This is a genomic window from Pelagivirga sediminicola (assembly GCF_003072125.1).
Taxonomy (GTDB): Bacteria; Pseudomonadota; Alphaproteobacteria; order Rhodobacterales; family Rhodobacteraceae; genus Roseovarius; species Roseovarius sediminicola.
The window spans coordinates 70,838-85,309 of record NZ_QCYH01000007.1; the positions used below are offsets into that span (position 1 = coordinate 70,838).

Sequence of the window (14,472 nt, forward strand, 5' to 3'; positions counted from 1 at the left end):
CATGCATGTCGTTTTCCGCGAAAGCCACGGGCTGGACGAGACCGAGACGCCGATGGATCTGGGGCAGGATGCCGCCGATCTGGTGGTGCTGTCGCTGTCCGACTCAGACCTTGGCGCTTTCGCGGAAGGCTGGCATCGCGGCGGCGGGCCGGAGGGGCGGCTGCCTTCGCTGAGGCTGGCCAATATCGTGGCGCTGAAACACCCGCTGTCAGTTGATACCTATGTGGAGCAGACGCTGAGCGGGGCCAAGGGCATCCTCATCCGCCTGATCGGCGGGGTGCCCTACTGGCCCTACGGCCTGCACCATATCCGCGCGCTGGCGCAGCAAAAGCAGATTGCGCTGGCGGTCCTGCCCGCGGACGGGCGCCCCGATGCGCGGCTCGATGAGATGTCGACTGTGCCCACCTCGACCCTGCGGCGGCTGGCGCATCTGTGCGATACCGGCGGGATCGTGGCGGCGCAGGCGGCGCTGGCGCAGCTGGCGCTGGCGGCGGGGCTGTATGCCGGGCCGGTGCGCGGTGCCAAATCGCTGCCCGCTGTCGGCGCGTGGACGCCCGAGGACGGCGCCTGCTGCCCGGTTCTGGCGCAAGGCAGCGCCGCCGCGCTGGCGGGCAGGTCGCGCATCGTGCTGGTGTTCTATCGCTCCTATCTGGTGTCGGCCGGTCTGGCGCCGATAACCGCGCTTTTTGCCGCGTTCCGTGCGCGGGATTTCGACGTCGCCGCGCTGTTCGTGCCCTCGCTCAAGACGCCCGAGGCGGCGGGCTGGCTGCGCCGGCAGATCGCTTTTCTGGCCCCCGCGGCCATCGTCAACGCCACGGCGTTTTCCGGCAAGGGCGAAGGCGGCACGTCGCCGCTTGATGCCGCGGGCGTGCCGGTGTTTCAGATCGCGCTGGCCACCTCCACCCGCAAGGCATGGGCCGAGGCCGAGCGGGGCCTGTCGCCTGCGGACCTCGCCATGCATGTGGTGCTGCCCGAGGTGGACGGGCGCATCATGGGCGGTGTCGCCAGTTTCAAGGATCCGGGCAAGAAAGACCCCTGGCTGCAATACTCGCGCTTTGCCCACCGCGCCGAGCCGGGCCGGATCGCGGCGATCGCGGACCGCGTGCAAGGCTGGACGCGTCTGGCCCGAATGCCCGCAGCCGAGCGCCGCATCGCGCTGGTGCTGTCGACCTATCCCGGCAAGGATTGGAACATGGGGCACGCCGTCGGCCTCGATGCGCCGCAATCGGCAGCCGCGATCCTGAGCGATCTGCGGACCGCCGGTTACGACATCGAAGACGGCAGCCAGCCCCTGCAAAAGGCGCTCGCGGCGCGCAGCACGGTCTGGCCAATCGCGAAATACAAGGCCGCGCTGCGCCGCCTTCCGCAGGAATTGCAGGACGCTCTGGAGGCCACATGGGGCGCGCCCGAGGATGATCCGGACGCGCAAGGCGATGCCTTCCGCTTCGCCGCCACCCGGCGCGGAAACGCATGGATCGCCCTCCAGCCAGAGCGCGATACGCCGAAGGGCCGCGAGGACAGCTATCACGATCTGGCCCGCACGCCGCGCCATGCGTATGTGGCGTTTTATCTGTGGCTGCAGATCCGCAGCGATGCGCTGGTGCATATCGGCGCCCATGGCACGCTGGAATGGCTTCCGGGCAAATCGGTGGCGCTGTCGGAAACCTGCTGGCCCGAGGTGCTGACCGGCGCACTGCCGGTGATCTATCCCTTCATCGTCAACGATCCGGGCGAGGCCGCGCAGGCCAAGCGGCGTATCGGCGCGGTCACGCTGGGCCATATCCCGCCGCCCATGCGCGCCGGCGGCACGCCCGAAAGGCTGGCCCGGCTGGAGGCGCTGCTGGATGAGTTTTCCAACGCCGATGGGCTGGACCCGCGCCGCCGCGACCGGCTGCAGGGCGATATTCGCAGCGAAGCGCAGGCGCAGGGGGTCGAGCAGGATCTGGGCCTCGACCGCGCCGCTTGCAGCGCCGAGGCAATCGGCCGGATCGACCGTTTCGTTTGCGATATCAAGGAGAGCCAGTTTGGCGAAGGGCTGCATATATGGGGTCGCGCGCCACATGCATCGACGCCATTCGCCACCGCGCAGTCCGTCGCGGGCGAGCGGCAATCGCTGCTGGATGCGCTGGACGGGCGGCGCATCGCGGCGGGGCCGTCCGGCTCGCCCTATCGCGGGCGCCGCGACGTCCTGCCGACGGGGCGGAACCTCTATACCACCGATCCGCGCGCCGTGCCGACGCGCGCCGCCTATGCCCAGGGCGAGCGGCTGGCGAACGAGCTGATCCGCCGACATCTGCAGGACGAGGGCGACTGGCCGCGCAGCCTGATCGTCGATCTGTGGGGCTCGGCCACGATGCGCACGGCGGGCGAGGATTTCGCGATGGCGCTGTCCCTCTTGGGCGTGCGCCCCGTCTGGGATGCGGGGTCCGAGCGGGTGTCGGGCGTCGACATCCTGCCCTTGGCCGAGCTGGACCGCCCGCGTGTGGACGTGACGTTGCGCGTATCGGGGTTGTTCCGGGACGTCTTTCCCACCCTCTCGGCGCTTTTTGCGCAAGCGGTCCGTGCGCTCGCCGCGCGCGAGGAATCGGCCGAGTGGAACCCCTATGCCGGGCAGGGCGATCTGGCGCGCGTTTACGGCCCCGCGCCGGGGCAGTTCGGCCTTGGCATGGGGGCCGCGCTGGAGGATTACAGCGCCGCGGGCCGCGAAAGGGCGGGCGCCGCGTGGCTGGCGGCCAGCGCGTGGGCGCTGGACGGCGAGGCCGCCATTCAGGATGCGGCCGGCATCCGCAGCCGCGTGGCGCGCGCCGACAGTTTCGTGCATGCGCAGGACCTGCCCGAGACGGACCTTCTGCTGGCGAGCGACTATGCCGCGCACGAGGCGGGCTTTGCCGCCGCGCAGGCGGTGGCGGGCGGCAAGGCCGCCCTCTATCATCTGGACAATACCGACCCCGAGCGCCCCCGCGCCCGCACCCTGCACGAGGAGATTGCCCGCGTGGTGCGCGCCCGTGCAGCCAACCCGCTATGGATTGCGGGCATGAGGCAGCATGGGTTTCGCGGCGCCGCCGAGATTGCCGCGACGCTGGATCACATGGCGGATTTCGCGCATCTGGCGGGCGCGGTGCCGCCGCATCTGTTTGACCTCTACCATGGCGCCACGCTGGGCGATCCGGAAACCGACGGCTTCCTGCAGGATGCCAACCCCGAGGCGCATCGCGCGATGCAGGCGCGCTTTGCCGCGCTGCTGGAGGCCGGGCTGTGGCAGACGCGGCGCAATTCGGTGATGGCCGGTCTAGAGGCACGCGCATGAGCGCGCCCATGGTCAAGGGCTGGTGCCCCGGCGCGCATCGCCCGATGATGGCCGCCGACGGGCTGGTCGTGCGCATACGCCCGCATCTGGCGCGGCTGAGCGCGGCGCAGGCCTTGGGCCTGTGCGATCTGGCGCTGCGGTTCGGCCATGGCTATCTGGACCTGACAAGCCGCGCGAACCTGCAGATCCGCGGCGTGGCCGAGGGCGATCATGCCGCGCTTTTGCAGGCTTTGGGCGCTCTGCATCTGCTCGATGCCGACCCCGCGCTGGAGGCGCGGCGCAACATTCTGGTCGCGCCCTTCTGGCGGGAGGGGGACGTGCTCCACCGTCTCGCTCAGGCGCTCACGGCGCGTCTGGGGGATCTGCCGGAGCTGCCCGCCAAGGTGGGCTTTGCCTTGGATTGCGGGCCGCGCGCGCTTCTGACCGGGGACAGCGCGGACATCCGCATCGAGCGCGCCGCATCCGGCCTCATCCTGCGCGCGGATGGCGCGAGCGCTGGGTGCGCGATTGCCGAAGGCACGGCACTCCCTGCGCTGATCGAAATGGCGGACTGGCTGGCCGCGCGTATCACGCCAGAGCGTCGGCGCATGGCGCATGTGCTGTCTGGCGCGCCCCTGCCGGAGCGGTGGTGCGACATGCCGCCTTTGCCCCCCGCGCCGCCGCCATTGATCGGCGCGCAATCGGACGGCGCCTTGGTCGGTGCGCCATTCGGCCACGTCGATGCCGCCGCGCTCGCGCGGGTGATCCGCGCGCAGGCGCTGGCCGCCATTCGCGTGACGCCGTGGCGGATGCTGTTTCTGGAGGGCGGAACGCCGCCCCAAGACCCCGCCTTCGTCACCGATCCGCACGATCCGTTGATGCGTGTCGATGCCTGCCCCGGCGCGCCATTCTGCCCCTCGGCAAGCGTTGAAACACGCGCGCTTGCGCGCCGCCTTGCGCCGTTTGCGCGCGGGACATTGCACGTCTCTGGCTGCGCCAAGGGCTGCGCGCGTCCGCGTGCGGCGGATGTCACGCTGATCGGGCGAGAGGGGCGGTTCGATCTGCGGCGTCATGGCGCTGCGGGCGACACACCGGGCAGATACGCACTGAGCCCCGACGACATTCTGGCAGAAGTGAGCAGGACACCATGATCCACACCTATGAGACAGACGGCGCCGCGATCTATGCGCAATCCTTTGCCATGATCCGCGCCGAGGCCGATCTGGTCCGCTTTGCCCCCGATGAGGAGCCCATCGCCGTGCGCATGATCCACGCCGCCGGGATGGTGGGGCTGGAGCAGCATATCCGCATGACACCCGGTTTCGCAGAGGCGGCGCGGACCGCGCTGGCCGCCGGGGCGCCGATCCTGTGCGATGCGCATATGGTCAGCGAGGGCGTCACGCGCCCCCGTCTGCCGCGCGACAACCGGGTGATCTGCACCCTGCGCGATCCTGCCGTTCCCGATCTGGCGCGCGAGATGTCCAACACCCGCTCCGCCGCCGCGCTGGAGCTGTGGCGCCCGCATCTGGCAGGCGCGCTGGTCGCCATCGGCAATGCGCCCACGGCGCTGTTCCACCTGCTCAATATGCTGCAAGACCCGGCTTGCCCGCGCCCCGCCGCAATCATCGGCTGCCCGGTCGGCTTTGTCGGCGCGCGCGAAAGCAAGGACGCGCTCTGGGCCGCGCCCCCCGCGCCCTGCTGCATTGTCGAGGGGCGTCTGGGCGGCAGTGCCATCACCGTGGCTGCGATCAACGCCATCGCGAGCCGCGCGGAATGAGCGGCGCCACCGGCACCATCCACGGCGTCGGCCTTGGCCCCGGCGATCCCGACCTGATGAGCCTGCGCGCCCACCGGCTGGTCACAAACGCCCGCCATGTCGCCTATTTCCGCAAGGAAGGGCGGGCAGGCCGCGCGCGCGGCATGGTCGAGGGGATGCTGGCGCCGGATGCGGTGGAGTTCGCGATGGAATATCCCGTGACCACCGAAATCCCGGTCAGCCACCCGGAGTACAACGCCACGCTTTCCGCCTTCTACACCGATTGCACCGACCATCTGCGCAAGCTGGCGGACAGCGGCGAGGATGTCGTGGTGCTCTGCGAGGGGGATCCGTTCTTCTACGGCTCGTTCATGCATCTTTACACGCGGCTCAAGGATGCGGTGCCTGTGCTGGTCGTGCCCGCCACCACCGGCATGTCGGCGGCGTGGACGGCCACGGGCCGGCCGATCACATGGGGCGACGATGTGCTGAGCGTGCTGATGGCGACCCTGCCGGAGGCGGATCTGGTGCGTCACATGCAGGCCGCCGATGCGCTGGTGGTGATGAAGATCGGGCGCAACATCGACAAGCTGCGTCGCGCCCTGCGCGCAGCGGGCAAATATGACGCGGCGTGGCTGGTGGAATATGCGGCGATGGAGGGGCAGACGGTGCAGAAACTCTCCGATACCGAAGGACGGGTGACGCCCTACTTTTCCATCATCGTCGTGCATGGCAACGGGCGGCGGCCATGACCGGATCGCTGATCATCGCCGGGCTGGGGCCGGGCGCCGGGGATCTGGTGACGCCGCAGGTGACCGCCGCGCTGGAGCAGGCTACCGATGTGGTCGGCTACATCCCCTACGTCGCCCGCGTGGCGCCGCGCCCCGGTCTGGCGCTGCACCCCAGCGACAACCGGGTGGAGCTGGACCGTGCGCGCCATGCGCTGGAGATGGCGGCAGGGGGCCGTCGCGTGGTGGTGGTGTCCTCGGGCGATCCGGGTGTCTTTGCCATGGCCTCTGCCGTGTTCGAAGCGGTCGAGGCCGGCCCGCCTGAGTGGCGCGATCTGCGTATCGAGGTACAGCCGGGCATCACCGCCATGCTGGCCGCCGCTGCGCGCGTCGGCGCGCCATTGGGCCATGATTTCTGCGCCATCAACCTCAGCGACAACCTGAAGCCCTGGTCGCTGATCGAAAAGCGCCTGCGCCTTGCCGCCGAGGCTGGTTTCGCCATGGCCTTCTACAACCCAAGGTCCAAAGCGCGGCCCGAAGGGTTCGCCCGCGTGCTGGATATCCTGAATGACGCCTGTCGCGATGCCCGCCCGATGATCTTCGCCCGCGCGGTTTCGACTGAAGAGGAGACCATCCGCATCGTTCCCCTGCCGGACGCGCGGCCCGAAATGGCCGACATGCGCACCATGGTGCTGGTCGGGACATCGGCCACGCGGGTGATCGAGCGGGACGGCGCGCCCTTTGTCTATACCCCTCGTTCGGTGCCGTCATGAGCCAGCCACGCCATCACCTCGTCTACCTCATGCAGCTCCCGCCGCGCCGGAATGGCGGGGCGGTCGATCATGATGACGGGCAGCCCCAACTCGCGCGCGGCGATGATCTTGGCATGGGCACCGGTGCCGCCGGAATTCTTGGACACGATCAGGTCAATACGGTGGTCGCGCATCAGCGCCAGATCGCCCTCGACGGTGAAGGGGCCGCGGTCCTGCACGATCTTGCACTCGGGAAAGGGCAGCGGGCCGTCCGGCCGGTCGATCAGGCGCAGCAGGTAGAAATGCTGCGGGTTTGGCGCGAACGCGGCCAGATGCATGCGCCCCACGGCCAGCATGACGCGGGCGCTGGGCCGGTCCAGAGCCGCCACCGCACCGGCGATATCGGGCACATGGGTCCAGTCATCGCCCGGCCCCGCCTGCCACGCGGGGCGCGTGAGCGCGATCAGCGGGACGCCCTCGGCGGCGCAGGCGGCGGCGGCATTGGCGCTCATCTGCGCGGCAAAGGGGTGGGTGGCATCGACCACCTGGCTGATCGCGTGATCGCGAAGGTAGCGCGCCAGCCCCTCAGCCCCGCCGAAACCGCCGATGCGCTGCGGCAGCGGCTGGCGCAGCGGGCGCCTGACGCGGCCCGCAAAGGATACGGTGCCGTCGATGCCGGCTGCGCTGAGGGCTTGGCACAGGGCCGTTGCCTCGGTCGTGCCGCCAAGGATCAAAAGGTTTTGCTTCATGGCTGACACCCCGTGGCTGACCATCGTTGGAATGGGCGAAGATGCGCCGGATGGCCTGCCGCCTGCAAGCCTTGCCGCGCTGGAGGCGGCAGAGATCGTCATGGGACCGCCACGTCATCTGGGCCTGCTGCCGGAGCTTACGGCGGAACGCATCGCATGGCCGGTGCCCTTCGCGGACGGGATCGCGCGGCTATTATCGCTGCGCGGGCGGCGTGTGGTGGTGCTGGCCTCGGGCGATCCATTCTGGTTCGGCGCGGGCGGTAGCCTCGCGCGGCATCTGGCGCCGGGAGAGTGGACGGCACTGCCCGGCCCGTCGACATTCTCGTTGGTCGCCGCGCGGATGGGCTGGCCGCTGGAGCGGACCGAATGTCTGGGCCTTCACGCCGCGCCGCTTGCCCGGCTGCGGCCTGTGCTGGCGGAAGGGGTGCGCATGATCGTGCTTCTGCGCGACGGCGCGGCGGTGCGGGGGCTGGCCGATTACCTGCGCGATGCCGGGTTCGGCGCATCGCAGATGACGGTTTTCGAATCTATCTGCGGCCTGCGCGAGCGGCGCACAGATACCAAGCCGGCGGAGTTGCCCGATATCGGCTTTGCCCACCCCGTCTGCGCGGCGGTCGAGGTGCAGGGCGATGGCGCGGTGCTGCCGCTGGCCAGCGGCCGGCCCGACGCATGGTTTGACAGCGACGGCCAGATGACCAAGCGGCCGGTGCGCGCGCTGACCCTGTCGGCACTGGCGCCGCGTCCGTTTGAACATCTCTGGGATATCGGCGGCGGCACGGGCTCTGTCGGGATTGAATGGCTGCTGGCACATCCCAGCGTGACGGCAACCACGATAGAGCCTCGCGAGGATCGCGCGGCGCGGATCGCGCAGAACGCGGCGCGGCTGGGCGTGGAGCGCCTGGCCGTGGTGCAGGGGGCGGCGCCCGAAGCGCTGTCGGGCCTGCCATCGCCCGATGCGGTATTCATCGGCGGCGGGCTGTCGCGGGCGCTGCTGGACTGGCTGGAGGCGCATTTGCCGCGCGGCGTGCGCATCGTCGCCAATGCCGTGACGCTGGAAAGCGAGGCGTTGCTGACGCAGGCGCGCGCCCGTCTGGGCGGCGATCTGCTGCGGATCGAGCTGGCGCAGGCGGCGCCGCTGGGGGGCCGGACCGGCTGGAAATCCAGCTATCCGATGGTGCAGTGGAGCGCGGTTCTATGATCGTCGCGGGCTTCGGATTTCGCGAGGGCGCGGGCGCGGACAGCCTGCGCGCGGCGCTGGCGGCCTGTGGCGCGGCGCCCGACTTGCTGGCCACGGCGGCGGGCAAAGAGAACAGCGCGGGATTGCGAGGGTTGGCTGAGGAACTGGGCGTGCCGGTCCATGCGGTGCCGCCCGCGTTACTACAGACCCAAATAACGCAGACTCACTCGCCCGCATCACAAGCCGCTTATGGCATCGGCAGCGTGGCCGAGGCGGCGGCGCTGGCGGCGGCAGGCCCCGGCGCGCGGCTGATCTTAGCCCGGCAGATTTCACCCGATCGCATGGCCACCTGCGCCATGGCAGAAGGAGACGGACATTGACCATTCACTTCATCGGCGCCGGCCCCGGCGCGCCCGACCTTCTGACGCTGCGGGGGCGCGATCTGATCGCATCCTGCCCCGTCTGCCTTTACGCCGGATCGCTGGTGCCGGAGGAGATCCTGAGCCACTGCCCCGAAGGCGCGCATATCATCAACACCGCGCCGATGGATCTGGACGCGATCATCGCAGAAATGCAGCGCGCGCACGGCGCAGGGCATGACGTCGCCCGGCTCCATTCCGGCGATCTGTCGGTCTGGTCCGCGATGGGCGAGCAGATGCGCCGCCTGCGCAACCTCGGCATTCCCGTTTCGGTCACGCCGGGCGTGCCGTCCTTTGCCGCCGCCGCTGCCGCGCTTGGGGCGGAACTGACGCTGCCCGGCCTTGTGCAATCGGTGGTGCTAACCCGCACGCCGGGGCGCGCGTCCTCGATGCCAGAGGGCGAGACGCTGGCGAATTTCGCCGCCACCGGGGCGACGCTGGCGATCCACCTGTCGATCCAGAATCTGGCCCATGTGACCGACAGCCTGACGCCCGCCTATGGCGCGGATTGCCCCGTCGCCATCGTGTTCCGCGCCTCTTGGCCGGACGAGCGGATCATTCGCGGCACGCTGGGCGATATCGCCGGGCGGATGGAGGCGGGGATCACGCGCACCGCGCTGATCCTTGTCGGGCCTGCGCTGGGCGGGGAGGGATTTGCCGAAAGCTGCCTTTACGCCAAGGATTACGACCGGCGTTACCGCCCGCAAAGCGCGGGCAGCCCTTGGGCAAACTGGAGTGAGCGCGATGAATGATGCACCCGGCATAATGATCTCGGCGCCCTCCTCGGGGACCGGCAAGACCACGGTCATGCTGGGTCTGTTGCGCGCGCTGGCAGAGGAGGGGATGCGGGTGCAGCCTTTCAAGTCGGGGCCGGATTACATCGACCCGGCCTTTCATCTGGCCGCTGCGGGGCGCGCGTCCTTCAACCTTGACACATGGGCGATGGGCGAGGAGCTGCTGAGCGCCATTGCAGCGCAGGCAGAGGGCGCGGAGATCTGCGTCGCCGAAGGGTCCATGGGGCTGTATGACGGGGTCGCCACGCGCGGGCAGAGCGGCTTTGGCACCAGCGCCGAAACGGCGCAGCGCTTAGGCTGGCCCGTGGTGCTGGTGGTCGATGTCAGCGGACAGGCGCAATCGGCGGCGGCGGCGGCGCTGGGGTTTCGGATGTATAACCCGGATCTGCCCTTTGCGGGCGTGATCCTGAACCGCGTCGCCTCGCCCCGGCACGAAAGGCTGACGGCGCTGGGCATGGAAAAGGCGGGGCTGAACGTGCTGGGCGCGCTGCCCCGGCGCGGTGATCTGACCCTGCCGGAGCGGCATCTGGGCCTGATACAGGCGGTCGAGCATCCCGATCTGGAGGCGGCCATCGCGGGCTATGCGGCGTTTCTGCGGATGCATGTCGATCTGGAGGCGATCAAGGCGGCGGCGCGCGGCAAGCCCTTGGCGCAAGGCGGCGCGCTGCCTGCGCCGCCTGCTCAGCGGATCGCGCTGGCGCAGGATGCGGCGTTTTCCTTTGCCTATCCGCATCTGGTGGAGGGCTGGCGCGCCGCGGGGGCCGAGCTGCTGCCCTTCTCGCCGCTGGCCGATGAGGCGCCGGACGCCACCGCCGATCTGGTCTGGCTGCCCGGCGGTTACCCCGAACTGCACGCAGGCCGGTTGGCTGCGGCGGATACATTCCGCGCCGGTCTGCGGCGCCATGCCGAAACGCGGCCCGTGCATGGCGAATGCGGCGGCTACATGGCGCTGGGCGCGGGGCTGATCGACAAGGAGGGGAAGCGTCATGCCATGGCCGGGCTGCTGGGCCTTGAGACCAGCTATGAAAAACGCAAGTTTCACCTCGGCTACCGGCAGGCGGAACTGCTGGCGCCGATGCCCGGCTATGCGCCCGGCGCGCGTCTGCGCGGCCATGAATACCATTATTCGACGATCCTTGAGCAGCCCGACGCGCCGTTGGCAAGGGTCGCAGACGCCGACGGCAATCCCGTGCCGGAAACCGGATCGCATCGCGGGAACGTCACCGGCACGTTCTTTCACCTGATCACGGGGCAGGAGCCATGAGCGGTTTCGTCAGCTTTGTCGGGTCCGGCCCCGGTGATCCCGAACTGCTCACGCTGAAGGCGGTGGACCGTCTGCGCCGCGCCGATGCGGTGCTGTTTGACGATCTGTCCTCGGGGCCGGTCCTTGGATATGCGCGGAGTGGCGCCGACCTGATAGGGGTGGGCAAACGGGCGGGGCGCGCATCGCCGCGCCAGCATCACGTCAGTCGCCTTCTGGTTGAGTATGCGCAGGCCAATCAGCGCGTCGTGCGGCTGAAATCCGGCGATAGCGGGCTGTTCGGCCGGCTGGAGGAGGAACTGATCGCGCTGCGCGAAGTCGGCATCCCATACGAGATCATTCCGGGCGTGCCATCGGCCATCGCCGCCGCCGCCGCGGCCGGTATCCCGCTGACCCGGCGGCTGAGCGCGCGACGCGTTCAGTTTGTCACCGGGCATGACATCAGCGGCCAACTGCCCGAGGACATGAACCTGCCCGCGCTGGCCGATCCCGGCGCTTTGAGCGTTGTTTTCATGGGCAAACGCACATTTCCCAAACTTTACGAGGTGCTGCATGCCCATGGCCTGCCCCGCGACACGCCCGCGCTGTTGGCCGAGGATGTCAGCGGCCCGGACCAGCGCCTGACGCGAATGACGGTCGCGGAACTGGCGGATCTCTTGCGCCGCGAGATCGGCGATGCGCCTGCATTAATTCTCTTCGGCCCGTTGGCCGAGGAGTGAGGAATCCTTTGCACGCTGCGGCTGTTTGACGTAGCGTCGGGATACGGTGCCACATCTGTGGCTTCAAAGGGAATCGGGTGAAAGACCCGGACTGCCCCCGCAACTGTAAGCGGTGAGTGCAAAGGCGAAACCACTGGCCGAAAGGCTGGGAAGGGCCCGCGCGCATCGACCCGCAAGTCAGGAGACCTGCCGTGAAACCGAAGGCGCGTGCCTTCATCATATCCAACGTCGCCGGAGGGGCGGCATAACAAGGGACTTGTCTCATGCATATCGAACCGGGCGTCGTTGACGGCGCCAAGATGGTGTTTGCCTATGGCACCGCCGCAGCCGCTGCCGGCTATTCCGTCAAGCTGATCGTGGATGATCTGGCCGGGCATAACATCGCATCCTTCGCCATCCGCACCGTGCTGGCCACGATCGGCGTCTTCATCTTCTTCGAACTGCTGCCGCATTTCGCGGTCGGCGTGTCCGAGGTGCATTTCATCCTTGGCACCACCTTGTTCCTGCTACTGGGCGCGGCCCCGTCTGCCATCGGGTTGGCGGCGGGCCTGCTGATTCAGGGCATGTTCTTTGCGCCCAGCGACATGCCGATGTTCTTCGTCAACGTCACAACGCTGCTGGTGCCGCTGTTTGCCATCGACGCACTCGCGCGGCGCATCATTCCGCAGGATCGCGCCTATGTCGATCTGGCCTATGCGGACGTGTTCAAGCTGTCGGTCGCCTACCAGGGCGGCGTGGTTGCCTGGGTCGCGTTCTGGGCGTTCTACGGTCAGGGCTTTGGCGCGGACAATCTGAACGCGGTCTGGACCTTCGGCGCGGCCTACATGCTGGTCGTCGTGATCGAGCCGATTGCCGATCTGGCCGTTCTCGCTGGTGCCAAGGCACTGCGCGGCGGCGGTCTTCGCGGGCTGTTCACGCATCGCCTCTATAACGCGGCCTGATTGCTGGCCGGTATCTGCGGGCCCGGCGACGGGCCCGTTTTCATGTGTGGAAGAGCGCCTTGATCGAACATCTCTGGCTGATCGGGATCGGCACAGGCAGCCCCGCCCATGTGACTGGCGAGGGGATGCAGGCATTGCGCGATGCGGCAACGATCCTCGTGCCGCAGAAGGGTGCCGCCAAGGATGATCTGGCCGAACTGCGCCGCCGTATCATTGCCGCGAGCGGCACGGCGGCGCGCGTCGTTCCATTCGACTATCCGGTGCGCGACCCGGACCTGCCCTATATGGCGCGTGTCGCCGCATGGCATGACCAGATTGCCGCGCGCTGGCAGGAGGCGCTGGGCAGTGCAGGCTCTGATGGCCCCGTCGTGCTGATGGTCTGGGGCGATCCGTCGCTTTATGACAGCACCATGCGTATTGCCGCGCGTCTGGCGCCGCCGCCGCGGATCCGCGTGGTGCCGGGGATCACCGCCATTCAGGCCCTGACGGCGGCGCATGCCATCCCGCTTAACACGGTCAACGGCCCGGTCCAGATCACCACGGGCCGGCGCCTGCGCGATCACGGCTGGCCCGGCGGCGCCGAGACGGTCGTGGTCATGCTGGACGGCGAATGTAGTTTCCGAACGCTTGACCCGGCCGGTGCCTGCATCTGGTGGGGGGCGTTTCTGGGGATGCCCGAACAGATCCTGTATCACGGGGCGCTGGAGGATGCCGCGGATCCTATCGTTGACATGCGCATGGCCGCCCGCGCGGAACATGGATGGATCATGGACACCTACCTGCTGCGCCGGGTGTGAGGTCAGCGACCTGCCTTGAGCCCCCGGCGCGAACCCTCGTCAGGAAAGAGTGTGTGGCAAAAAGAGCGGGTGCCTCAAGGGTGAGTAGAAGCGCGTCAGGCCGGACGCGGGGCGGAAACCCGGTACAAACGCACCGACAAGAGGGTCATGGCGAAGGGTGCGATGAACAACACCGCCCACAGAAATACGGACATCAGGGCGCCACTGGCGGACAGGGCGCCGGTGCGAAGGACGTCAAAGCTCTGCACCGGAGAGAAGACGAAGAGCCCGAAGGCAGGAATACTTGCATACGCCAAGGCGGTCGCCCCGAGCGCGACGGCAAGCCAGCGCGCTGCATGCGCGGCCCCGGCTGTTGAAAAGACCAGCATCGCCGCGAACAGAAGCGGGATCAGCGGCGTCGGCTGTGGCGGCGGAGGAACCTGCGCGAACACCGCCATATAGGCATTCAGCCGCGACGGAGCGTAGTCGATCAGGCTGGCGCGGACGAGTTCCGGCGCCCACGCGAAGACGAACGGTGAAATCCAGAACGCCGCCAAAATGCCGCCCCATATCCGAAGCCCGCCGGGGGCCCGCCGGAATGTGATGGCGAAGACCAGCGTATAGAGCGCATAGGCGTAGTGATCCGAATACGGAATGGAAACGTCCCCGGCTGCAAATACGGACACTCCCACGATGGCAACGGCAAGGACGATGATGACCCCCTGAAGGCTCGTCGTGCCGATTGCCGCCGAAAGCCAGATCGCCGCCGAGATCGGGACGGCGATCGACAGAAGGCTTACGATTACGGTTATCATGGTCAGAAAACCGAACAAAATGACAGACCTGTCCACAGCCAATGGGTTCCCGAGCAGCGTCGGCAAATCGTTCAAGACGACAGCGATGCAGAGGGCCGACAGCAGAGCCGCGCTGGCGATCCACGCGGCCCGCTTCATGCGCCCGCCGCCACCGGCGCGAGGGCCATCGTCACGAGCATCCCGAGATGGGCGACCGTTCCGGCATAGGTGACAATCGACAGGGCATCCGACAGCAGGCCGACGATCTGCCGAATGGTGCCGCTTGAATGATCCATTATCGACCTGTCAGGTTCCGGAGT

The 14,472-nt window shown here is 68.5% G+C and carries 15 protein-coding genes and 1 riboswitch; of the genes, 12 read left to right on the plus strand and 3 right to left on the minus strand.

Annotation, left to right across the window (positions count from 1 at the left end):
- Position 1 precedes the first annotated feature (1 nt).
- Genes cobN through cobJ form a run of 5 tightly spaced genes read left to right on the plus strand, consistent with a single transcriptional unit; the run spans position 2 to position 6,543 of the window.
- Positions 2-3,307 (plus strand): cobaltochelatase subunit CobN, encoded by a 3,306-nt coding sequence (gene cobN, locus DC366_RS12860; RefSeq protein WP_108692624.1) that lies wholly within the window; start codon positions 2-4, stop codon positions 3,305-3,307.
- On the plus strand, positions 3,304-4,437 hold the full coding sequence (locus DC366_RS12865; protein WP_108692625.1) for a ferredoxin-like domain-containing protein: 1,134 nt from the start codon (positions 3,304-3,306) through the stop codon (positions 4,435-4,437). Before cobN ends, DC366_RS12865 begins: the two co-directional genes overlap by 4 nt.
- Complete coding sequence (locus DC366_RS12870; protein WP_108692626.1) at positions 4,434-5,063, plus strand: precorrin-8X methylmutase; 630 nt, start codon at positions 4,434-4,436, stop codon at positions 5,061-5,063. Before DC366_RS12865 ends, DC366_RS12870 begins: the two co-directional genes overlap by 4 nt.
- Positions 5,060-5,794: a precorrin-2 C(20)-methyltransferase gene (cobI, locus tag DC366_RS12875; protein WP_108692627.1), complete on the plus strand. Its 735-nt coding sequence runs from the start codon at positions 5,060-5,062 to the stop codon at positions 5,792-5,794. Before DC366_RS12870 ends, cobI begins: the two co-directional genes overlap by 4 nt.
- The gene (gene cobJ, locus DC366_RS12880) at positions 5,791-6,543 is read left to right on the plus strand and encodes a precorrin-3B C(17)-methyltransferase (protein ID WP_108692628.1); all 753 of its coding nucleotides are present in this window, start codon (positions 5,791-5,793) and stop codon (positions 6,541-6,543) included. The genes cobI and cobJ overlap by 4 nt, the downstream gene beginning before the upstream one ends.
- On the opposite strand, the gene DC366_RS12885 is transcribed toward cobJ, so the two are convergent.
- Positions 6,516-7,271, minus strand: a complete 756-nt coding sequence (locus tag DC366_RS12885) for a cobalt-precorrin-6A reductase (RefSeq protein ID WP_108692629.1) — start codon at positions 7,269-7,271, stop codon at positions 6,516-6,518. The genes cobJ and DC366_RS12885 overlap by 28 nt on opposite strands.
- On the opposite strand from DC366_RS12885, the gene cbiE reads away from it, so the two are divergent.
- The 7 genes from cbiE (at position 7,270) to cobF (ending at position 13,379) form a co-directional block, all read left to right on the plus strand.
- Positions 7,270-8,469, plus strand: coding sequence for a precorrin-6y C5,15-methyltransferase (decarboxylating) subunit CbiE (gene cbiE / locus DC366_RS12890; RefSeq protein WP_108692630.1), 1,200 nt, complete (start codon positions 7,270-7,272; stop codon positions 8,467-8,469). The two genes, DC366_RS12885 and cbiE, sit on opposite strands and share 2 nt — an antisense overlap.
- Positions 8,466-8,828, plus strand: coding sequence for a cobalamin biosynthesis protein (locus DC366_RS12895; RefSeq protein WP_108692631.1), 363 nt, complete (start codon positions 8,466-8,468; stop codon positions 8,826-8,828). Before cbiE ends, DC366_RS12895 begins: the two co-directional genes overlap by 4 nt.
- Positions 8,825-9,619: a precorrin-4 C(11)-methyltransferase gene (cobM, locus tag DC366_RS12900; protein WP_108692632.1), complete on the plus strand. Its 795-nt coding sequence runs from the start codon at positions 8,825-8,827 to the stop codon at positions 9,617-9,619. The genes DC366_RS12895 and cobM overlap by 4 nt, the downstream gene beginning before the upstream one ends.
- Positions 9,612-10,925 (plus strand): cobyrinic acid a,c-diamide synthase CobB, encoded by a 1,314-nt coding sequence (locus DC366_RS12905; protein ID WP_108692633.1) that lies wholly within the window; start codon positions 9,612-9,614, stop codon positions 10,923-10,925. Before cobM ends, DC366_RS12905 begins: the two co-directional genes overlap by 8 nt.
- Complete coding sequence (cobA, locus tag DC366_RS12910) at positions 10,922-11,641, plus strand: uroporphyrinogen-III C-methyltransferase (RefSeq protein WP_108692634.1); 720 nt, start codon at positions 10,922-10,924, stop codon at positions 11,639-11,641. Before DC366_RS12905 ends, cobA begins: the two co-directional genes overlap by 4 nt.
- Before the next feature lie 28 nt (positions 11,642-11,669).
- Positions 11,670-11,849: riboswitch (cobalamin riboswitch) on the plus strand.
- A 55-nt stretch (positions 11,850-11,904) separates the two neighbouring features.
- Positions 11,905-12,582, plus strand: a complete 678-nt coding sequence (locus DC366_RS12915; protein ID WP_108692635.1) for an energy-coupling factor ABC transporter permease — start codon at positions 11,905-11,907, stop codon at positions 12,580-12,582.
- Positions 12,583-12,641: 59 nt separating this feature from the next.
- Entirely contained in the window at positions 12,642-13,379 is a 738-nt protein-coding gene (gene cobF / locus DC366_RS12920; protein ID WP_165802907.1) for a precorrin-6A synthase (deacetylating), read from the plus strand.
- A 95-nt stretch (positions 13,380-13,474) separates the two neighbouring features.
- On the opposite strand, the gene DC366_RS12925 is transcribed toward cobF, so the two are convergent.
- Both DC366_RS12925 and DC366_RS19915 read right to left on the minus strand, forming a co-directional pair.
- A complete protein-coding gene (locus tag DC366_RS12925; protein ID WP_108692636.1) occupies positions 13,475-14,311 on the minus strand; it encodes a hypothetical protein in 837 nt (278 codons plus the stop codon).
- Positions 14,308-14,448, minus strand: a complete 141-nt coding sequence (locus DC366_RS19915) for a hypothetical protein (RefSeq protein ID WP_165802908.1) — start codon at positions 14,446-14,448, stop codon at positions 14,308-14,310. The genes DC366_RS12925 and DC366_RS19915 overlap by 4 nt, the downstream gene beginning before the upstream one ends.
- Between the last annotated feature and the right edge of the window lie 24 nt (positions 14,449-14,472).